The sequence below is a fragment of the Solibacillus sp. iso_87 genome, assembly GCF_056173085.1.
Genome location: NZ_CM149656.1, coordinates 2,039,171 through 2,058,610, shown reverse-complemented (window position 1 = coordinate 2,058,610; position 19,440 = coordinate 2,039,171). Strand labels below are relative to the sequence as shown.

Annotated in this window: 22 protein-coding genes; 13 read left to right on the top strand and 9 right to left on the bottom strand. The window is 38.9% G+C overall.

Annotated elements, in window-relative coordinates:
• Positions 1-14 precede the first annotated feature (14 nt).
• Entirely contained in the window at positions 15-398 is a 384-nt protein-coding gene (locus tag AC0VXV_RS10250; RefSeq protein WP_079526970.1) for an SET domain-containing protein, read from the bottom strand.
• 111 nt (positions 399-509) lie between these two features.
• On the opposite strand from AC0VXV_RS10250, the gene AC0VXV_RS10245 reads away from it, so the two are divergent.
• The 10 genes from AC0VXV_RS10245 (at position 510) to AC0VXV_RS10200 (ending at position 8,849) form a co-directional block, all read left to right on the top strand.
• A complete protein-coding gene (locus AC0VXV_RS10245) occupies positions 510-878 on the top strand; it encodes an SLAP domain-containing protein (protein WP_475528057.1) in 369 nt (122 codons plus the stop codon).
• 22 nt (positions 879-900) lie between these two features.
• Complete coding sequence (locus AC0VXV_RS10240) at positions 901-1,119, top strand: hypothetical protein (protein ID WP_475528056.1); 219 nt, start codon at positions 901-903, stop codon at positions 1,117-1,119.
• A gap of 454 nt (positions 1,120-1,573) precedes the next feature.
• Complete coding sequence (locus tag AC0VXV_RS10235) at positions 1,574-2,872, top strand: O-acetylhomoserine aminocarboxypropyltransferase/cysteine synthase family protein (RefSeq protein WP_475528055.1); 1,299 nt, start codon at positions 1,574-1,576, stop codon at positions 2,870-2,872.
• A gap of 15 nt (positions 2,873-2,887) precedes the next feature.
• Entirely contained in the window at positions 2,888-3,259 is a 372-nt protein-coding gene (locus AC0VXV_RS10230) for a chemotaxis protein CheY (RefSeq protein ID WP_475528053.1), read from the top strand.
• Between the two features lie 12 nt (positions 3,260-3,271).
• The gene (locus tag AC0VXV_RS10225) at positions 3,272-4,399 is read left to right on the top strand and encodes an LLM class flavin-dependent oxidoreductase (RefSeq protein WP_475528052.1); all 1,128 of its coding nucleotides are present in this window, start codon (positions 3,272-3,274) and stop codon (positions 4,397-4,399) included.
• Between the two features lie 11 nt (positions 4,400-4,410).
• Positions 4,411-5,733 (top strand): LLM class flavin-dependent oxidoreductase, encoded by a 1,323-nt coding sequence (locus tag AC0VXV_RS10220; RefSeq protein WP_475528051.1) that lies wholly within the window; start codon positions 4,411-4,413, stop codon positions 5,731-5,733.
• 12 nt (positions 5,734-5,745) lie between these two features.
• Complete coding sequence (gene ssuE / locus AC0VXV_RS10215; protein ID WP_475528049.1) at positions 5,746-6,279, top strand: NADPH-dependent FMN reductase; 534 nt, start codon at positions 5,746-5,748, stop codon at positions 6,277-6,279.
• 155 nt (positions 6,280-6,434) lie between these two features.
• Positions 6,435-7,328: a 3-hydroxyacyl-CoA dehydrogenase gene (locus AC0VXV_RS10210; protein ID WP_475528048.1), complete on the top strand. Its 894-nt coding sequence runs from the start codon at positions 6,435-6,437 to the stop codon at positions 7,326-7,328.
• 124 nt (positions 7,329-7,452) lie between these two features.
• Positions 7,453-8,259 carry a hypothetical protein gene (locus AC0VXV_RS10205; protein WP_475528047.1) on the top strand — a complete coding sequence of 269 codons (807 nt, stop codon included), beginning with the start codon at positions 7,453-7,455 and terminating at the stop codon, positions 8,257-8,259.
• Positions 8,259-8,849 carry a hypothetical protein gene (locus AC0VXV_RS10200; RefSeq protein ID WP_475528045.1) on the top strand — a complete coding sequence of 197 codons (591 nt, stop codon included), beginning with the start codon at positions 8,259-8,261 and terminating at the stop codon, positions 8,847-8,849. Before AC0VXV_RS10205 ends, AC0VXV_RS10200 begins: the two co-directional genes overlap by 1 nt.
• Positions 8,850-8,941: 92 nt before the next feature.
• Here AC0VXV_RS10200 and AC0VXV_RS10195 read toward each other — a convergent pair whose 3' ends face one another.
• The 3 genes from AC0VXV_RS10195 to AC0VXV_RS10185 are packed head-to-tail and all read right to left on the bottom strand — an operon-like array spanning position 8,942 to position 11,401.
• On the bottom strand, positions 8,942-9,997 hold the full coding sequence (locus AC0VXV_RS10195; RefSeq protein WP_475528044.1) for an LLM class flavin-dependent oxidoreductase: 1,056 nt from the start codon (positions 9,995-9,997) through the stop codon (positions 8,942-8,944).
• Between the two features lie 13 nt (positions 9,998-10,010).
• A complete protein-coding gene (locus AC0VXV_RS10190) occupies positions 10,011-10,949 on the bottom strand; it encodes a ring-cleaving dioxygenase (RefSeq protein WP_475528043.1) in 939 nt (312 codons plus the stop codon).
• 17 nt (positions 10,950-10,966) lie between these two features.
• Complete coding sequence (locus AC0VXV_RS10185) at positions 10,967-11,401, bottom strand: MarR family winged helix-turn-helix transcriptional regulator (RefSeq protein WP_475528042.1); 435 nt, start codon at positions 11,399-11,401, stop codon at positions 10,967-10,969.
• Between the two features lie 176 nt (positions 11,402-11,577).
• On the opposite strand from AC0VXV_RS10185, the gene AC0VXV_RS10180 reads away from it, so the two are divergent.
• Entirely contained in the window at positions 11,578-12,009 is a 432-nt protein-coding gene (locus AC0VXV_RS10180; RefSeq protein ID WP_475528041.1) for a DUF4362 domain-containing protein, read from the top strand.
• Between the two features lie 60 nt (positions 12,010-12,069).
• Here AC0VXV_RS10180 and AC0VXV_RS10175 read toward each other — a convergent pair whose 3' ends face one another.
• From AC0VXV_RS10175 to mscL, 3 genes are all read right to left on the bottom strand, one after another.
• Positions 12,070-13,233, bottom strand: a complete 1,164-nt coding sequence (locus AC0VXV_RS10175) for an aminotransferase class I/II-fold pyridoxal phosphate-dependent enzyme (RefSeq protein WP_475528040.1) — start codon at positions 13,231-13,233, stop codon at positions 12,070-12,072.
• Positions 13,230-14,345, bottom strand: coding sequence for a methionine biosynthesis PLP-dependent protein (locus AC0VXV_RS10170; RefSeq protein ID WP_475528039.1), 1,116 nt, complete (start codon positions 14,343-14,345; stop codon positions 13,230-13,232). Before AC0VXV_RS10170 ends, AC0VXV_RS10175 begins: the two co-directional genes overlap by 4 nt.
• Positions 14,346-14,529: 184 nt before the next feature.
• Entirely contained in the window at positions 14,530-14,922 is a 393-nt protein-coding gene (mscL, locus tag AC0VXV_RS10165; protein ID WP_475528038.1) for a large conductance mechanosensitive channel protein MscL, read from the bottom strand.
• Between the two features lie 142 nt (positions 14,923-15,064).
• Between mscL and AC0VXV_RS10160 the strand changes: the two genes are divergently transcribed.
• Complete coding sequence (locus AC0VXV_RS10160; RefSeq protein WP_475528036.1) at positions 15,065-15,748, top strand: lytic transglycosylase domain-containing protein; 684 nt, start codon at positions 15,065-15,067, stop codon at positions 15,746-15,748.
• Between the two features lie 57 nt (positions 15,749-15,805).
• Here the strand turns inward: AC0VXV_RS10160 and AC0VXV_RS10155 are convergent, their stop codons facing one another.
• The gene (locus AC0VXV_RS10155; protein ID WP_340801317.1) at positions 15,806-16,063 is read right to left on the bottom strand and encodes a GlsB/YeaQ/YmgE family stress response membrane protein; all 258 of its coding nucleotides are present in this window, start codon (positions 16,061-16,063) and stop codon (positions 15,806-15,808) included.
• Between the two features lie 172 nt (positions 16,064-16,235).
• Positions 16,236-16,778 carry a cysteine hydrolase family protein gene (locus AC0VXV_RS10150; protein ID WP_475528035.1) on the bottom strand — a complete coding sequence of 181 codons (543 nt, stop codon included), beginning with the start codon at positions 16,776-16,778 and terminating at the stop codon, positions 16,236-16,238.
• Positions 16,779-17,452: 674 nt separating this feature from the next.
• Between AC0VXV_RS10150 and ilvD the strand changes: the two genes are divergently transcribed.
• A complete protein-coding gene (ilvD, locus tag AC0VXV_RS10145) occupies positions 17,453-19,123 on the top strand; it encodes a dihydroxy-acid dehydratase (protein WP_475528033.1) in 1,671 nt (556 codons plus the stop codon).
• Positions 19,124-19,440: the final 317 nt, after the last annotated feature.

Genomic DNA, 19,440 nt, shown 5'->3' with positions numbered 1-19,440 from the left:
GACAGCTCCCCGTGTTATTCTTCTTCGTTGTTAAACCATAGTGGGTCATTATCATCAACATCGCCATTATAATTAATAAAAATCTCTTCGCCGGCTTCAATATCTTTATAAGCAAAGAAATCGAATGTTTCGTTGTCGAAATTAATTTCATATGTGGCATTCGGCTCATATGAATGGTTAAACAGCATTCCGTAGCCTAATAAGATTGCAGAGCGTCCAATGCCAAATTCAAAAGCATAATCGGCAAGATTCGTTTTTTCAATATGTTCATGCTGCTCGTTTGGGTAGCTTAGTACCGGTGCTTGGTGGAATAACGTTCCTTTAGGAATTGCATTAATCGCAAAAATGCCACGATTATATTCCCCATCACTTATCGGGGAATTCTTTACTTCGATCATATTTTTTCGCCTTCTAACTTTTAAGATTCTTTCCTACTGTAACATGTATTATAGAAGAAAGGTTGTTTTATTACTTATTTACATAAATAATTCATTGGAAGGATGAAGTTCATGCAAAAACTGCAATTTGAAGCAGCATGGGATAAAACGATTTCAGCTCAGGACCGAGTATTAATCGAACAAGCTTTTTATAAAACAAAGGAACAGGATGGGCGTATTTCCTGTTACGTAATTCGAACGGCCATCAATCATAAAAAACAGCTGCTCATTACAACGCTTATTCATAACCGGACAGATCAGCAACTTAATTTCCGTAATAGGGAAGTAAGTATTATAACAGAAGCGGAGAAATTTACTCAAAATTTTACAATTGGAGCATTTGAAATTCCTCCTTATTGTTCAATGCCATGGACTTTTATTTTCGACGAAAGTATTAATTTTCAATTCACAGAAATAAAACAGATGGATATTGAAATATAATGTGATTGAGGTGAAGGAATCGATGCATGAAATGAATGCAGGAATTTGGCTCACATTCATAACTCCTATTTTTTTAATCACTGCATTATATTTTACACTGTCATTTTTTCAGCACTTGAAAATAGACAATGATCGATTAATGACACAATCAAAGTGGGGTGCAGTCATCTCACTGGCGATTGCATTAATTGTACCGGTGATTTATCAAATTGTTGTTTATTATCAAGTCATGAATTATTAAACATGCCAATAATCAAAAGACCGCTATGAAAATAGTGGTTTTTTCTTCTTTCATCTTCGGAATTACCCTATAGTCCATCTAATTGAATTGTAAGTAAATACAAATAAATTTATTTTTTTACGTTAATTTGCTAAAAGCATACTATTCCAGTAAGGATTATTTAAATTAACTATTGACATTGAATAAAAGCATCTGTAAACTTACGAATTAAGATTACTGAATTGCTAGAAAATTCTATTTCCAGTAATAGCAATACAACAAATTAAGTCAAATTTGTCTTGGAAATATGGTGAAAGTAAGTGCTCAGATTTTTTTTGTTTTATATTCATACTATTTTTATAGGTATTATATTCTTTTGGTAACGGAAAGTAGTTCACACCGTAAAAGGTGAACGGACAGAACAGGAATAGCTTAAACTTACTCAAAAATTTCTTTATTAAGGAGAATCTTTCATATGACATTTTCTAATCAGGAAACAATCGCTCTCCATACAGGTCAAACAGTTGATCCGGTAACTCGCTCACGTGCAGTTCCGCTGTATCAAACTACTTCATATGTATTTGATGACACGGAACATGCGGCAAACTTATTTAAATTACAGGAAAGCGGCTATTTATATTCGCGAAATGCCAATCCGACAAATGCTGTATTTGAAGAACGTCTAGCTGCACTGGAAGGCGGTGTCGGAGGATTTGCGGTCGCTTCAGGACAGGCGGCAATCTTAATTGCCATACTGACTGTCGCACAGGCAGGCGATGAAATTGTAGCAACGAACGCTCTTTATGGCGGCACATATACAATGTTCTCTAAAACTTTGCCTCGCTTCGGTGTAACAGTACGCTTTGTCGAAGGATCTAACTTACAGGAAGTTGAAGCAGCAATCAATGACAAAACACGTGCCGTATTCTCTGAAACTATCGGCAATCCGAGCTTGCAAATTGCAGATATTGAAGGATTGGCAAAAGTAGCCCACCGCCATGATGTACCACTTATTGTTGATAATACATTTGCGACTCCTTACTTATCGAAGCCGATTGAATTTGGAGCAGATATTGTTGTACATTCCACAACGAAATTTATCGGCGGTCACGGAACATCATTAGGCGGCGCGATTATTGATGGCGGGAAATTTGAATGGAAAGCGCCTCGATTCACAAGCTTCGCTGAACCGAATGAATTAATCGGCAACCGTTCATTTGTTGAAGCAGCAGGAGAAAAAGCATTCATTACGAAGGCACGCTTTGAGCTAGGGCATGATCTAGGTGCAACATTATCACCGTTCAATGCATGGCTCTTCATTCAAGGTCTTGAATCACTGGCAGTGCGTGTTCGTCAGCATGTTGTGAACGCACAGGCAGTTGCTGAATATTTAGCGGAGCATGATTTAGTGGAATGGGTAAATTATCCGACACTACCTGACAATGATCCAAACAATTTAGTAGAGAAGTATTTACCAAAAGGGGCAGGGTCAATATTCAGCTTTGGTATCAAAGGCGGACTAGAGGCAGCAAAGGCATTTATTAATAATGTTCAGCTTCTTTCACATGTTGCCAATGTTGGAGACTCGAAGTCACTTGTCATTCATCCGGCAAGCACATCACATTCACGATTATCACCGGAACAGCAATTGGCAAGTGGTGTAACACCTGGTCTGATCCGTTTATCAATTGGTTTGGAAGATATTGAAGATATTAAAAACGACTTGGCACAAAGCTTGCAAAAAGCTGCCGAAGTAGCTCAAATAACAAAATAAAAGGGGGATTTTAAAATGGCGATTGCAGTTGTAGTAAATGATGAAGGTATTGTAACACCGATTGTGGAAGGAACGATTTTACGTATTATTCAGCAGGACCATTCTGTAGAAGATCTGCGTAATCCGGCCCTTGATTTAACAGAAGGACGCCGTGGCGCAACATTACGTAAAGCAATTGAACTGGGAGCGACAACTTTTGTTGCACCGCCTGAAACTTTCTGTGAATTATCTTACAAAAAAGCACAGGAAGAACAAATTTCATTTATTAACATTCCGGCAAATCAATCTTATGCAGAGGTTGCAGAACATTTAAAATCCGGCACAATTCAACAATCAAACGAATTACCGGCTGATGAAGTAGTGGCAAGTGCACCGGTTACAAAATAAGGAGGAATTAAAATGACAAAAGTAGAGTTTATTACGATGGCGCCAACTTCTGGCGATAGTGAATATGTAGGGAACCAAACGTCAAATAAAGGTGCACAAACATGGTCAGGTGTCGGTGTTGATTCGGATCGTGAACCTTCTGTAGATTATATTACAAAAGTTGCACAGGCTGCTGAAAAAGCAGGCTTCTCTACATTATTGTTACCGATTGGCGGAAGCTGTGTTGATTCATTGGTTGCTGCATCGCATTTGACTGCACATACAAAGACATTGAATTACCTGATTGCAGTTCGACCTGGTTCTACTGCGCCTACACAACTGGCAAAACAGTACTCATCAGTCAACTACTGGACGAATAACCGTGTATTTGTCAATGTCGTAACAGGCGGAGCGCCAAAAGAACTTGAAAATGACGGGGACTTCTTATCACATACAGATCGTTACAAGCGTACACGTGAGTATATTGAAATTTTAAAACGTTTGTTTAACGGGGAAACGTTTGATTATAATGGCGAGTTCTACACATTAAAAGGAGCGAACTTACCATTGCCTGTTAAAAATGCGCCTCCGATTTTCTTCGGTGGTTCATCACCGATTGCAAAAGAAGTCGCAACAGATGTAGCTGATGTTTACATGCTTTGGGGCGAAACATTGGAAACGACAAAAGAAGAGCTGGAAACAGTTGTTAAACTGGCAAAAGAAAAAAGTCGTGGTCTTTCATACAGTGTTTCATTCCAAGTCGTTTTAGGTGATACAGAAGAAGCTGCTATTGAAAATGCGAACAAAATTATTAGCCAAGTGGACCCGGAAGTGTTGGAAGCAAAACATGCCAATACAGTTAGCAACGGAGCAGTAGGTGTGAGCCGCCTTCATCAGTTGATGCTTGAGTCGAAAGACAATAACTTCGTAATCGCACCGAATATTTGGGCAGGGTTAACACAAGTGTTATCGGGAAACTCGATTGCACTAGTCGGCACGCCACTGCAGGTAGCAGAGCGCATAGTGGAGTTTGTCGACTTAGGCTTTGATAAAGTACTGCTGCGCGGTTTCCCGCATTTGGAAGTAATCGAAGAGATTGGCGAAAAGGTCATTCCACTCGTTCATGAAATATTGACTAAACGCGAAGAGCAGTTAGTGTAGGAGGTACGTAAATGACGAAAAAACAAATGAAATTAGGCGTTTTTTTAATGGGTACAGGGCACCATATCGCTTCATGGCGTCATCCGGATGCACAGGCTGATGCAAGCGAAAATGTCGAGTTTTTTAAAGAAGTAGCTGTAAAAGCGGAGCAAGGGAAATTAGATATGCTGTTTTTAAGTGATGGTTTATCTTTTAACGAGCTTTCACACCCGGCAGAACAAGTTCGCTTTGAACCACTTACATTACTAAGTGTCTTATCAACAGTGACAAAAAATATCGGTTTAACAGCTACTGCTTCAACAACATATAATGAGCCATTTCATATCGCGCGTAAGTTTTCATCGCTTGACCATTTAAGCGGCGGGCGAGCTGCATGGAATATTGTAACAAGTTACTATTCGGCAGAAGCGAGCAACTTTAACAAGGGTCAGCACCTAGATCATTCTTTACGCTATGAACGTGCAGATGAGTTTGTCGAAGTAGTAAAAGGATTATGGGATTCTTATGAAGATGATGCATTGGCACGCAATAAACAGACGGGTGAATATATTACAAAAGGGAAGTTGCACACTTTAAACCATAAAGGTGAATATTACGCAGTACGCGGTCCATTAAATTCATCGCGTCCGCCTCAAGGAAGACCGGTTTTAGTGCAGGCAGGATCATCAGAATCCGGTACATCACTTGCTGCACAACAAGCGGATGTTATTTTTACAGCACAGCAGACGCTTGAGGATGCACAACAATTTTATATAAAACTGAAAGACAAGGCAGTTGCTGCAGGCCGTGACCGCGATGATATCAAAATCATGCCGGGCGTATCGATTTACGTGGCGGAAACGAAAGAAAAGGCCTACGCCAAATATGAGGAACTGCAACAGTTGATTACACCGGAAATCGGCCTGGACTTTTTAGCAGACTATTTAGGTGTTGATCTGTCACAACATGACTTGGATGGCCCATTGCCGAAAGACATTCATCCGACAAATGGTAACCGTAGCCGACAGCAGCTGATCATCGAACTGGCGGAACGTGAAAATCTGACGATTCGTGAGCTGTATTTACGTATCGCCGGTTCACGTGGTCATCGCATTATTTTCGGTTCACCAAGTGAAATAGCCGATCAGTTAATAGAGTGGGTAGATCAGGAAGCTGCGGATGGCTTCAACTTAATGCCTCCGTATTTCCCGGGCGGTTTTACCGATTTTATTGATTTAGTTATTCCGGAGCTTCAAAAGCGCGGGGTATTCCGTACAGAATATGAAGGTAAGACACTACGTGAAAATTTAGGGTTAAAACAAGTCCCATCCCGTTATACTTTACAAAATATTTAGGAGGAGTGAATCATGACAAAAGCGATTTTAATTAATGGGGGAAACAGTGTGACATCCCGATTGACATGCGTTCAGCAATCAATTGAATCATTGCTTGAGCAGCAGGGCATTTCTCATGAAACAATTCAGGTTCATCAGTTGCCTGCAGAAGACTTAATTACTGCAAACTATGCGAGTGAAGCGATTGCTGAAGAAATTGTCAAAGTAGGGGAGGCCGATATCGTATTTTTCCTTACACCGATCTATAAAGGTTCCTATACTGGCATTTTGAAAACATTCATCGATTTACTGCCGCAAAAAGGGCTGGAAAACAAAATTGTCGTACCAGTTGCAATAGGCGGGTCAATTGCACATTTATTGGCACTGGAATATTCATTGAAGCCGGTACTTTCGATTTTAGGGGCAACAACAATTTCAAGCCCGATTTATATCGTTGATTCACAAGTAACGAAAACTGACAATGGCTTTACATTGGAGGAAGCAGCAAAAGAACGCATCGAAAAGGTGTGGGAAAGTGTTGCACCCAAAAGTAAAGTAACTGTATAAAATGAACCTCGCGAAGGAGTCATTCCTTTCGCAGGTTTTTTTTATTGAATGAATAACTCTAACTATTTGTTAATTTATGAGGTAACTGCTTTTCATTTACCGTAAAACAGGGAACACTCTCAGTGGATTGAGCTATTAAAAAAGGAGAGGTACCTATGAATTATAAAAAGGTTACAATTGCAGGAAGCGGTGTTTTAGGTAGCCAAATTGCATTCCAATCCGCATTTTTCGGATTTGAAGTTAGTGTTTATGATATTAATGAAGAAGCAATCACTAAGGCAAAACAGCGGATGGCCACATTAAAAACAACATATGGCGAATATTTTCGAGACTTTGACCGTGCTGAAAAAGCTTCTGGCAGTCTTCAATTTTTCACCGATTTAACAGAAGCAACAAAAGATGCAGATATTGTTATTGAAGCAGTACCTGAACGTATAGAAATTAAACAGAAATTCTATGAAAACCTAGGGAAAGTGGCGCCTGAAAAAACAGTCTTTGCTTCCAATTCCTCAACATTATTACCAAGCCAATTTGCTGAGTTTACGGGGCGTCCGGAAAAGTTTCTGGCATTACACTTTGCGAACTCCATTTGGCAAAACAATACGGCGGAAGTAATGGGACATCCCGGTACAGATATGCAGTATGTTGAACAGGTGGCAGATTTTGCACGTAATATCGGTATGATTCCGTTTGTTTTGAAAAAAGAGCAGCCTGGCTATATTCTTAATTCATTATTAGTACCGTTTTTATCTGCGGCAATGGAGCTTTGGGTGAAAGATATTGCAGATCCGCATACAATCGATAAAAACTGGATGGTTTCAACAGGGTCGCCACGCGGACCATTTGCAATATATGACATCGTAGGAATGGAAACACCGTATAATTTAAACTTAATGCGCGCTGAGCACGATCCGGCAGCAAAATTAGTCGCAGAAAAAATTAAACGCGAAATGATTGATCTAGGTAAAATGGGCGTTTCAACAGGCGAAGGTTTCTACAAATACCCGAATCCAGCCTATATGGATCCTGACTTTTTAAAATCGAATTAACAACAAAAGTATGGATAACACCTGATTCTAACCCGTGAAGGAATATATGCTTCACGGTTTTTTTTTGAAACATGTGAATGATACTACCAACTTTGTTATTGTTATACAAAAGGGGGTAGGTTGATTGGGCAGACGTTTCATGGCAATGCTTGCAGTAACATTGCTCATTTTTATAAGCAGTACAGTTGTTTTACATGGCAAAACAATTGAAGAACCGCTCATTATTCCGTTTGGCACGCAAATACTGCAGGAAGGTAATGAGGATAAGCAATTCATAACGGTTAGTTACTTAATAAATCGTAATGAGAATTTGGAGATTCCATATATTAATGCGGGGATTTTACAGTTGAGCCCTATAAACGATAAGAATGATGGACACTTTAATCCTTTGAACACTAAAGTAGATACAAAAATGGAAACCTACCAGTATTACGAATTGCATACAGCCCAATTTAAAGTGGAAGAAAATATGTTTGACCTGCTTCAAGACTTGAATGAGGCGACAGCTGTATTTTCAAATGGATACACGCAATCATTTCCGCTGAATTTAGCAGTATTGGAGAAATATAACGATAAACCTTTTACAGTAAAGCAACAGCATGAATTAGTAGAGGATGGTGCACTTACGACGTTTACTGTCAAAGAAGTTGCAACGATTGAATCAATCGAATCGACCTTTCCATTAGAGAATATCGATATTTATAAAGATGAGATGCCATTGACAGTTCCGTACAATACAGAACAAGGGGAAAACCTATCAATTCGTACAACATCGACTTATAGTTTTTGGCAATCGATGTACACCGATATCATTCTACGCGGAACACTTGATACAGGGGAGCCTTTTGTTGAAAATTTGAGATTTTATATGAATAATGCACCATCTGAACAATGGGTTGAAAATTTCGTACAGAAAATGGGGAATCGCTAATGCATCAATTTTTTTCTCGGTTGCTAATTGGATACCTCATCATTATCTTTGACGTACAAATCGTAATTGACTGGCTTCCGGATATTATTGGATTTACTTTGATTGCTTTTGCAATTCACAAATATGTTAATTCAAAATACAACAAAACCGCTTTCTGGTTAAGCTGGCTTGCTGGGATTCTATCTATATTTGAAATGCCAGTACTGCAAGGAATCTTTTCAGGGGTTCCGCAAGAATATTTAATCAGCTACGAATTTATTATAAGTTTTGTAAACCTCATATTTTATTATTATATTTTTGGGATTTGCTTCAGTTTTGCTGAACAGACACCGCATATGGATTACACGAAAAGGGTTAAAAATTGGCTGATTGGCAGTATGTGGTTTTTAATGACAGCAAACTATATTTTGATTCATATCGACTGGATTGTATTTACGATCATTTTCGTAATAGCAGGTATTATCTCACTTATCAGTAATATAAAATTTATCTTGTACTGCTATAAAATGATGAAATACGGAAAAATGATTGAATCGGACGAGGCAACTAGTTCCACTATAAAAATGGAGCCGATAACAGAGCATCAATAACGTTAATTTATACCGCTGTTTTTTATAGAGTCCGTATAAGCATTAACAAAAAACCCATCCATTTCATTCATATAAAACGGATGGGTTTCATATTATTTCGCTGTATATTTTTTAATTGCCGGAATGATTTCGTTACCAATCAGTTCGATATTTTTCATTACTTTATCAAACGGCACACCGCCAAAATCGATTTGGGCCATGAAGCGCTGCATACCAAACAATTCGTATTGGTACAGCATCTTTTCGATAATTTGGTTCGGACTGCCGACCATGAGTGCATCTTCCACTTGCGGAGCCTGTTCCACTTGCCAGCGCGGATAGCCTTGACCTCGAATTGCCTGGAAACCGCCGCTTAAATGCGGGTGCATCCCATCAACCGCTTCTTTTTCCGTTTCAGCAACATAAAACAGACTCGTCGTTGCAATAGGTAAAGATGACGCATCAAAACCACTGCGATCTGCTGCTTCGCGGTAGGCATCAACAGAAGCTTTAAAGTTTATCGAAGGTCCACCTAAAGTTGTCAGCATCATTGGAATGCCCATATAGCCGGCTTTTATTGCACTTCCGGGAGGACCGCCAACAGCCCGCCAAATCGGAATCGAGCCATTTAAAGGCTGAGGTAAAATATGTGCCTCCTTTAAAGTAGGACGAAATTTGCCATTATAGTTTACAACCGAATTGTCATTTAACTGTTTTAACAGAGCAAGTTTTTCCTCAAAAATATCCTCGTAGTCACGTAGACTAACCCCGAACAGTTCATGTGCGCCAACACGTGAGCCGCGTCCTGCAACGATTTCTGCACGGCCATTCGAAATTAAATCGATTGTCGCAAAATCCTCATAAACACGGACTGGATCAGCTACGCTTAACACTGTCGCAGAGCTTGACAGTTTAATACTTTTCGTTGCCTGTGCAATAGCACCGAGTACGACTGAATGAGCCTGTGTTGTGAAATATTGCTGATGACTTTCGCCGACTGCAAATACATCAATTCCTGCCTGTTCTGCCAATTGGCTCGCTTCGATGATTTCCTGAATGCGCTGCTGCGGGGAAATGCGTGACCCTGTTAAAGGATTCGGAATATGGTCACCTAACGTATATAGTCCAAACTCCATCCCATTTTTTTCATTGATTCGATATTGTTCCATAATCATTGCCCCCTTATAAAATAGGCTTCAATTTTGCTGTAATTTCTTCACGCTGCTGTTCCAAAAAATCCAGTAAATCCAATTGTTCACCGAGCGAGTCCACATCGCCGTCGCGTAAAAAGCCGGGTCCATCTGTCGCAATTTCAAATAAGATTCCATTCGATTCACGGAAATATAGGCTTTTAAAATAGAAACGGTCGACAATGCCCGAGGATATAAACCCTCGTGCTATTACTTGCTCATCCCAATACGCAAGTTCTTCATCGTTTTTCACGCGAATTGCCAAATGGTGAATACTGCCGCGACCAGGTTTTTCCGATGGTCCGTCCTGTTCGATAATATATATTTCCCCAAACATTTCATCATCGATCGATTGGAGGAGGGCAGTTGTTTCATCTTGTATTTTCAATTCAAAACGAAAGATTTCTGTTAATGTTCGAACTAGTTTTCCTTTATTTTTTACGGTTATTTCAACAGTTCCCATACCTTGTATTTGATGTTCGACCGGAATCGGGGATTTTTCATATGTTTCCCAATGTCCCACTTTCGTATTTGGTGCAGCTATAAGTGCCAAACGTAATCCTTCTTCATCTTCAAAAAGGAGGGCAGAGCGACCGGCAAATGTTGTAATACCTTCATGTTTAACGCCAAACTCATCCAGGCGTTTTGCCCAATACTGCAGGCTATCGACGCTTGGTACGATCAAACCGATTTTTGTAATGGCATTTGTGCCTCGGTGTGTGCGTCCAACTAATGGAATCTCGAAAAATGAAAGCTCTGTACCCGGACTGCCTGTTTTATCACCATAAAAGAGGTGGTACATTGATGTATCATCCTGATTGACCGTCACTTTAACACGGCGTAATCCTAAAATATCCCGGTAAAATTTGTTGTTTTGCTGTGCATTTTTTGTAATCATCGAAATATGATGATGTCCTGGAATTGTATACATGTTTATTCCTCCAATAATTATTTACTGCGCTGTTCGCTATTTTTTTGAACGCGGGAGATCAATTTATATAAGGTCTTTTGCTCTTCCTTCGTTAACGTTTCATCGAAGAAAGACGTTTGAAAGGCAAGTTGCGCGTCGAACGCATTGTTTAAAAGTATATTACCTTTTTCAGTTAATGAAATATATTTCGTTTTCCAGTCTTGCTCTCTAATGATCAGCTGTTCATGCTCGAGGCGTGCCAGCATGCGTGAAATCCCACCTTGTGTTACCGTCACTTTTTTTGCAAGCTCCGATTGGGTAATTGGCTCAAACAATGAGATTTGCATCAGTACATCGAATTGCGCCGTCGTCAAATCAAATTGTTTTAAAAATCCATTCGAAAGGTTATTACTTTCATGGGTAAAGCGCATCATTCGAAGCCAAATAAGTGAGCCTAGTGTATTACTTTTCATCTGTACACGTCCTTTCTTAATTATCACTTTACTACTCAAATGATTAAATGGCAAGGAAAATATCTCGAATTCAAAATAAATGTTTATTGTAACTATTTTCCTTTTTATGCGTCTATAAATAAAGGATTAGGAAAACTATTCTGTGTTAAATTTAAACTTGTAGAGGAGGGGATATAATGAACAGACTACTCGCATTTGGCTTATTGCTTCTATTGGCGGGCTGTCAAGACAACGAACAAGCCGGAACAATTGAACAACAGGAAATAGACCCTTTACGAACCGATCGTGTCATAGATCACAATGGTCAGGTCGAGAATTTGGAGTTATTGCATCAGTTTTTAAAAGATACCGATGAAAACAAACAAACGTCATTGGAGATGACGCGCTATACGATAGAGGGGGCACCAATTTACTGGAAAGTTGAATTTCAAGAAGGGCAATATAATATACAAGTTGATAACCGAGAAGATAATTTCGGAAGTAAAAATATTGAAAATTATCAATGTGGTAAATTAAGTAAAGATGTTACGGGTTCTTTAACTGATTATAATTTTGAATCATGTAAAGGTGGCTATGAAATCAATTTATTATCGGTAATAAGTGAATAAGCGCATAACGAAAGGCCAACAAAATCCGTTCCAGGAGATTTTGTCGGCCTTCACATTATTTTATTTGATGTTACTGGCGATTTCCAATGCCTGTGTAAAGTCTTCAATCAGATCATCTTCATTTTCCAGCCCAACTGAAAAGCGCAGCAAACCATCAGTAATTCCGCGTTTTGCACGTTCTTCAGGTTCCATCGCTGCATGACTCATTTTGGCAGGGTACGATAAGATCGATTCAACACCACCAAGACTAACTGCAAATACCGGAATTTTCATCGCTTCCACAAAAGCTCTTGCAATCTCATAATTCGGTAAACTAAATGATAATACAGCACCTGCTGAAGTTGCCTGTGCAGCATGAATTTCAAACCCTGGGTGAGTAGGGAGTCCAGGATAATATACTTTTTCCACTAAAGGATGTGCATGCAAAAATTGTGCGATGCGCATTGCAACACGAGATTCCTCGTTAAAACGTACAGCCGTCGTCTTCATGTTTTGAATTAATGTGTAGCAATCTTGTACACCGAGCACAGAACCGAAGGAATTTTGAACAAAATAAATTTCATTGCCCAGCGCTTCATCTTTTGTTACAACAAGGCCTGCTACTATATCTGAATGCCCTGATAAAAACTTCGTAGCTGAATGAATAACAATATCGACACCTAATTCAAGCGGTTTTTGATGCAGCGGTGTCATGAACGTATTATCTAAAAACGTAAGTGCACCGTGTTGTTTTGCGATTTCAACTACACCATGAATATCTGTGATGCCTAATGTAGGATTTGAAGGTGTTTCCATATAAATTAATTTTGTTTCAGGACGTACAGCTGCTTTTACTGCTTCAGTATCGATAAAGTCGACAAACGTATGGGTAATGCCGTAGCGCGGCAATACTTTTGTAACGAAACGGTACGTACCACCATAAACATCTTCGGTAATAACGATATGGTCGCCTGCAGATAAAATCATAAAGCAAGCTGATACAGCTGCCATACCTGTGGCAAATGCAAACCCTCGATTACCGCCTTCAAGTTCAGCAATCGCTTTTTCCAATGCGGCACGTGTCGGGTTTCCAGATCGAGCATAATCATATTCGCCAAATTCATCGATCGATTCCTGATGGAAAGTCGATGATAAATACATCGGTACATTTACAGCACCTTTTTTATCGGCATAGCCTTCACGGATCGCTCCGTGAACTAATGCTGTTTCAATGCGGTTTGTCATGCAAATTCACCTCGTAACGAATCGAAAACTTGCTTTAAGTCTGCGATTAAATCTTCAGCTTCTTCAATACCTACTGAGAAACGAAGTAATCGGTCACAAACACCTCGTGCAACACGTTCTTCATATGGCATATCGGCATGTGTTTGAGTGGCAGGGTAAGTAATAAAGCTTTCCACGCCGCCAAGACTTTCTGCAAATGTTATCAGTTTGATACCTTTTAAAAACGGGTTGACCATTGACGGCTCTTTGACACGGAAAGACAGCATGCCGCCTTTTCCTGTATACAGTACATCTGTTACAAGAGGTTCATCAGCCAAGTATTCCGCCACTTTTTTTGCATTCGCATCATGCTGCTTTAAACGTAAATGCAATGTTTTCAGCCCGCGAATCAGCAGCCATGAATCCATCGGTGATAGGACCATACCGATACCGTTATGATAGAATGTTAACTTCTCGCATAAATCAGAACCTTTTGCAACGACTAGACCCGCCAATACATCATTATGTCCGCCAATATATTTTGTTGCACTATGTAAAACAATGTGTGCACCCAATTCTAGAGGACGCTGGAAATAAGGAGTGTAGAAAGTATTGTCTACAATTAGCAATAAGTTGTGTTTTTCTGCCAAAGCCGCATATTCCACAAGATCGATTTCCTGCATTAACGGATTTGTCGGAGTTTCGATAAACAATGCTTTCGTATTTTCATTGATTAAACTTTCAACTTCTTCCACATTAGTAAACGGATTATAAACCGGTTTAATATTATAGTTTTCCGCAAATGTTTTAAATAGACGATATGTTCCGCCATATAAATCTTCCGGAACGATCAATTCATCGTTCGGTTTAAATAATGACATGACAAGTTGTACTGCCGCCATTCCAGAACTGCAGGCAAATCCAGCATCGCCGTTTTCTAGCTCTGCGATTCCTTGTTCGAGAATTGTACGAGTTGGATTTTTTGTACGTGTATAATCATAGCCTGTCGATTCACCAATGCCTGTATGCTGATAAGCTGTCGACATATAGATCGGCGGATTGATCGCACCTGTTTTGGCATCGCTTAGATTTCCGAGCTGTACTAATTTTGTTTCAATTGAACGTTGTGACATGAATACACTTCCTTACATGAATTTGCTAAACATTTCGAATGAATCGAGTATTACATCAATTTATCATGAACTGAAGAAAGGGACAATAGGAGAAACGAGTATTAAGTAGAATAGGGAAATAATTGAAATAAAAAATTAAAAAATCCTAGAATACGTTTGATTTGTAAACTAGGATCAGATATTTTTATTTAGATTGCTCGTTTTTTAATAAATCACGGATTTCTTTTAACAATTCTTCTTTTGCATCCAGTTCCGGTGTCGGTTCTTCCGCAACTTGCGCTTCTTTTTTACGGTTCAGTTTCGTCAGTAATCGTAAAGCCATAAAAATAGCAAATGCAATAATAATGAAATCGATAATCGATTGAACGAATACGCCAAGTGCAACTTGTGCTTCACCTGATCCAAACTTCCATTCGTTTGTCAGATCAATTCCGCCTGTAAGCATACCGACAAGCGGCATAATAATATTCTCAACCAATGAAGTAACAATTTTACCGAATGCTGCACCGATAACAACTGCAACCGCTAAATCGATAACATTGCCCTTCATCGCAAATTCCTTAAAGTCTTTCCACATTATCTAGCAACTCCTCTTATCTTTATTAAACAAAGTCTAATTTTATACATTGATATTCTAATTTTCAACAGTGAAAATTACCTGCTTTTCTAGTAGAATGAAAGGTAACAACATTATTGCGTCTTAAAGATTGGTGGCTTATATGGCAAAAAGCAAAAAAAAGAACCCTTTACTCTCTCCGAAAACTAAAATTTTATTAATTATTTTGCTTATCCCCATCACTTTAACAGTTTATATTGTCGCTTATTTCAGCTGGCAGCAACTTCGCGGTTGGCCATTTACCGAAAAAACAGTGTATCAGCAAATTCAGGAACAATTTGATTTGGAAATTCCAATCGAATATATCCCTGTTTATGTCGCAGCCGAAGAAAAATATGGTGTTCCGTGGACACTTTTGGCAGCGCATCACCGCGTAGAAACCCGTTTTTCCACAATGAAAACACTTATTTCACCTGTTGGCGCAGAAGGCCATTTTCAGTTTATGCCTTGTACATTCGTAGGCTGGCAACATCCTTCATGCAAAGATTTAGGGCAGGGGAACATCCCGGATCATGATAAAACGAATCCAGCAATCATAAAAAAATATGGCGGGTATGGGGTAGATGCAAATGGCGACGGTGTAGCTGATCCGTTCGATATTGAAGATGCCGTATTCAGTGCAGCCAAATTCTTATCCATTGCAGGTGTAAATGATGGGCAATTGAAAAAAGCTATTTTTCAGTATAATCATAGTGATGATTATGTGGATGATATTTTACACTACTATAAACTGTACCGAGATTACGGCAATCAGTTGAAAAAAATTGCTCTTGACGAGGACAAATAAAAAAAGTGTGACGTAACGTCACACTTTTTGCTGATTATTCTAGATGCAGATTTATAATTAAGTTGCTTTACGCATTGAGCGTAGGATAAAGCTTACGATAAAGATTAAAATGATGGCACCGATTAATGCTGGGAATACATAGAAGTCTGAAACTTTCCAGCCCCAGTTTCCTAAAATCATGCTACCGATCCATGAACCAACGATACCTGCAATAATATTACCGATAATACCACCCGGTACATCTTTACCTAAAATGACACCTGCTAACCAACCTAGAATACCTCCGATAATTAAAAACCAAATGAAACTCATCATACTGTCCAACTCCTTTGTTTAAAATTATTGAATAATAATTGCATCTAGTTATTTATTTCCTATCAGGCAGAAGCTTAAACATTTTTTTAGCTGGAAGTTTTTAAGCAGATCCGGAAATTATGGAAGTAATATTACTTTATATAGAAAAGTAAATTAGGTGTTGTTTTTTATTTTATATAATTGATGCACCTAAACAAGATTTAAAATGACCAAGTGCCCATTTATGACCGTTTTCATTAAAACTTGCAACGGCATGTTCTGGAATCGTAATTTTATAGCCTAAATTATAGCTGTCCACTGCGGTATGCAAAATGCAAATATCAGTACATACTCCTACAAGTAAAACTTCCTCCACATTGCGTTCACGAAGTAAAATATCCAAATTCGTACCTGCAAAAGCACTATAACGGGTTTTATCAAATGAAATAACGCGATCCTGGTATGTTTCATATAGCTCTTTTACTGAACCATAAAGTTCACGGCCTTTAGTTCCTACAATATTGTGGGGCGGAAATAATTTTGATTCGGGATGATAAGGATCGTTTTCCACATGTAAATCATTAGCGAATATGACAACATCATTTTGTTCAATAAACTGTTCTATTAAAGTACTAATATATTTTTCTATTGCCTGTCCCGGTTTGCCGCAAGTTAATTTTCCATCATCTGCTACAAAATCATACGTGTAATCAATTACGATTAAAGCTTTTTTCATCCGTATATCACTCCTTTTTAGTTGTAAGGTTATTATGCCATTGTTAATGAAAAAATGTAGGTAAAAACATTAATTAAATATTCTAAATATTTTGATTTTTAATGTGTGATGATGTATAGTTAGGTTATCAAATAAATGGGGTGATTAATATGGATATGGCAATTAAGAAGAAGCTGGACCGTCAGGGGTTAATTTTTGTAGGAATCCACAGTTTAATCATTTTGAATTTTGCTATTGAATTATTATTACTCTAATAGATTACGATACTTAATAGAATCTAGCCTGAATATGCGCTAGGTTCTTTTTTATGGAGAAAAAGATTTGTAGTCAATAAATATGTACAAAAAATTTTAAAAATTCAATTTTTGGAAAAAGTGTGACGAAAGAGTAAAAAGGTAACATCAATGAGGATGAAAGCGATTGCAAAGTATTCAGACTTTTTGAATTGTATAAAAAATTCAAAAAATAGTGTTGACGTTCAAGTTCATTTCGTACTATGATAACAACAATTTAGTACACCACATCACTCAAGCGACATTTTGATGTGAGCTTACAAGGTGTAAAACATTCGATACTTTCTGATTATAGAATTTCGAATATTCGAACTTTATATGAAAAATCGAACATATAAAAATACAGCTAGAGTAAAAGCATTACGTTGAGGGGCGTTTAAAATGAGAAGTGATATGATTAAAATGGGAGTTGACCGAGCTCCACACCGTAGTCTTTTATACGCTACTGGGAAAGTAAAGGCGAGAGATTTAGAAAAGCCATTTATCGGTGTATGTAATTCTTATATTGATATTATTCCAGGCCATGTCCATTTGCGAGAATTCGCGGATGTAGTAAAAGAGGCCATTATTGAAGCAGGTGGGATTCCTTTCGAATTCAATACAATTGGAGTCGATGACGGAATTGCAATGGGTCATATCGGGATGCGTTATTCATTGCCATCACGTGAAATTATTGCCGATTCAGCTGAAACGGTAATTAACGCACACTGGTTTGACGGAGTGTTCTACATACCAAACTGTGACAAAATTACGCCCGGTATGTTAATGGCAGCTGTTCGTACTAATGTTCCTTCAGTATTCGTATCAGGAGGACCGATGGAAGCAGGTACTTCTTCTTCAGGTAAAACATTATCATTAACGAGTGTTTTTGAAGGGGTCGGTGCACATAAAGCAGGTACGATGACTGCTGAAGAGCTCCTTGATATCGAGAACAATGCATGTCCAACATGCGGATCTTGTTCGGGAATGTTCACAGCTAACTCAATGAACTGTTTAATGGAAATGCTAGGCTTAGCATTACCGGGTAACGGTACAATTGTTGCAACAAGCGAAAAACGTAAAGAATTAATTTACGAAGCAGCGAAACATTTAGTACGCATGATTAAAGAAGATGTAAAACCACGCGACATTGTTACAAAAGAAGCAATAGATGATGCTTTTGCTCTTGATATGGCAATGGGCGGATCTACAAATACAGTGCTTCATACACTGGCAATCGCCAATGAAGCAGAAATTGACTACAACATTGAAGACATTAACAAAGTTGCAGAACGTGTTCCTTACATTGCAAAAATCATGCCGGCATCGGACATTTCTATGGATGACATTGCAAAAGCTGGCGGTGTTCAGGCGATTATTAATGAATTAACAAAAATTCCAGGGGCAATTCACCCTGACAGACCAACAATCGCAGGTGTTTCAATGCGAGAACTCGTGAAAGATTATGAAATTACTAATGATCGTGTCATTCGCACAAAAGATAATCCATATAGTGCTGTAGGCGGACTTTCCGTATTATTCGGGAATATTGCCCCTGAAGGCTCGGTAATTAAAGTAGGAGCGGTTGATCCTTCGATTAAAACATTCACAGGTGAAGCGATTGTATTCGACTCGCAGGAAGAAGCACAGCAGGCAATTGATGAAGGCCGAGTACGAGAAGGACATGTAGTTGTCATTCGTTATGAAGGTCCAAAAGGCGGTCCGGGTATGCCGGAAATGCTTGCACCAACTTCTGCGATTCAAGGGCGTGGGCTAGGAACGAAAGTCGCACTCATTACAGATGGGCGTTTCTCAGGTGCATCACGCGGTATTTCAATCGGTCATATTTCACCGGAGGCTGCTGAAGGCGGACCGGTCGCATTAGTCGAAAATGGCGATACAATCATTATTGATTTGCCAAGCAGAACGATCAATTTACAAGTTTCCGACGAACTTCTTGCAGAGCGTCGTCAAAACTTAAAACCATTTGAACCAAAAATCAAGCGCGGCTGGTTGGCACGTTACTCTGCTTTAGTAACAAATGCTTCCCAGGGCGGCGTAATGAAAATATAATCTGAATACTTTAAAACGTTGATGAGGTTAAAGGATATAGAGTCTTGTATCTACCAGAGAGCCGGTATTGGTGGAAGCCGGCGATACAACTATATCCGACATCCCCTCGGAGTGAGCTATTAAACGCATTCGCCATTAGATAGCTCCGGGCATATTCGAAGTGCTCGTTATTAATGAACTGTTCTCTTTGTTTAGTTGCACAAATTTCCTAATGGGAATTTTGAAATGGAGAGGCTCAGGCGGTTCGCGAGGTAACTAGGTGGACACTGTTTCTTTTAGAAGCACATGTTCATCGATGTTATAAATGAGGGTGGTAC

What these genes read in the sequence shown, in the direction of transcription:
- AC0VXV_RS10250 (WP_079526970.1), bottom strand. Translation starts at nt 398, where the DNA reads ATGATCGAAGTAAAGAATTCCCCGATAAGTGATGGGGAATATAATCGT.
- AC0VXV_RS10245 (WP_475528057.1), top strand. Translation starts at nt 510, where the DNA reads ATGCAAAAACTGCAATTTGAAGCAGCATGGGATAAAACGATTTCAGCT.
- AC0VXV_RS10240 (WP_475528056.1), top strand. Translation starts at nt 901, where the DNA reads ATGCATGAAATGAATGCAGGAATTTGGCTCACATTCATAACTCCTATT.
- AC0VXV_RS10235 (WP_475528055.1), top strand. Translation starts at nt 1,574, where the DNA reads ATGACATTTTCTAATCAGGAAACAATCGCTCTCCATACAGGTCAAACA.
- AC0VXV_RS10230 (WP_475528053.1), top strand. Translation starts at nt 2,888, where the DNA reads ATGGCGATTGCAGTTGTAGTAAATGATGAAGGTATTGTAACACCGATT.
- AC0VXV_RS10225 (WP_475528052.1), top strand. Translation starts at nt 3,272, where the DNA reads ATGACAAAAGTAGAGTTTATTACGATGGCGCCAACTTCTGGCGATAGT.
- AC0VXV_RS10220 (WP_475528051.1), top strand. Translation starts at nt 4,411, where the DNA reads ATGACGAAAAAACAAATGAAATTAGGCGTTTTTTTAATGGGTACAGGG.
- ssuE (WP_475528049.1), top strand. Translation starts at nt 5,746, where the DNA reads ATGACAAAAGCGATTTTAATTAATGGGGGAAACAGTGTGACATCCCGA.
- AC0VXV_RS10210 (WP_475528048.1), top strand. Translation starts at nt 6,435, where the DNA reads ATGAATTATAAAAAGGTTACAATTGCAGGAAGCGGTGTTTTAGGTAGC.
- AC0VXV_RS10200 (WP_475528045.1), top strand. Translation starts at nt 8,259, where the DNA reads ATGCATCAATTTTTTTCTCGGTTGCTAATTGGATACCTCATCATTATC.
- AC0VXV_RS10195 (WP_475528044.1), bottom strand. Translation starts at nt 9,997, where the DNA reads ATGGAACAATATCGAATCAATGAAAAAAATGGGATGGAGTTTGGACTA.
- AC0VXV_RS10190 (WP_475528043.1), bottom strand. Translation starts at nt 10,949, where the DNA reads ATGTATACAATTCCAGGACATCATCATATTTCGATGATTACAAAAAAT.
- AC0VXV_RS10185 (WP_475528042.1), bottom strand. Translation starts at nt 11,401, where the DNA reads ATGAAAAGTAATACACTAGGCTCACTTATTTGGCTTCGAATGATGCGC.
- AC0VXV_RS10180 (WP_475528041.1), top strand. Translation starts at nt 11,578, where the DNA reads ATGAACAGACTACTCGCATTTGGCTTATTGCTTCTATTGGCGGGCTGT.
- AC0VXV_RS10175 (WP_475528040.1), bottom strand. Translation starts at nt 13,233, where the DNA reads ATGACAAACCGCATTGAAACAGCATTAGTTCACGGAGCGATCCGTGAA.
- AC0VXV_RS10170 (WP_475528039.1), bottom strand. Translation starts at nt 14,345, where the DNA reads ATGTCACAACGTTCAATTGAAACAAAATTAGTACAGCTCGGAAATCTA.
- mscL (WP_475528038.1), bottom strand. Translation starts at nt 14,922, where the DNA reads ATGTGGAAAGACTTTAAGGAATTTGCGATGAAGGGCAATGTTATCGAT.
- AC0VXV_RS10160 (WP_475528036.1), top strand. Translation starts at nt 15,065, where the DNA reads ATGGCAAAAAGCAAAAAAAAGAACCCTTTACTCTCTCCGAAAACTAAA.
- AC0VXV_RS10155 (WP_340801317.1), bottom strand. Translation starts at nt 16,063, where the DNA reads ATGATGAGTTTCATTTGGTTTTTAATTATCGGAGGTATTCTAGGTTGG.
- AC0VXV_RS10150 (WP_475528035.1), bottom strand. Translation starts at nt 16,778, where the DNA reads ATGAAAAAAGCTTTAATCGTAATTGATTACACGTATGATTTTGTAGCA.
- ilvD (WP_475528033.1), top strand. Translation starts at nt 17,453, where the DNA reads ATGAGAAGTGATATGATTAAAATGGGAGTTGACCGAGCTCCACACCGT.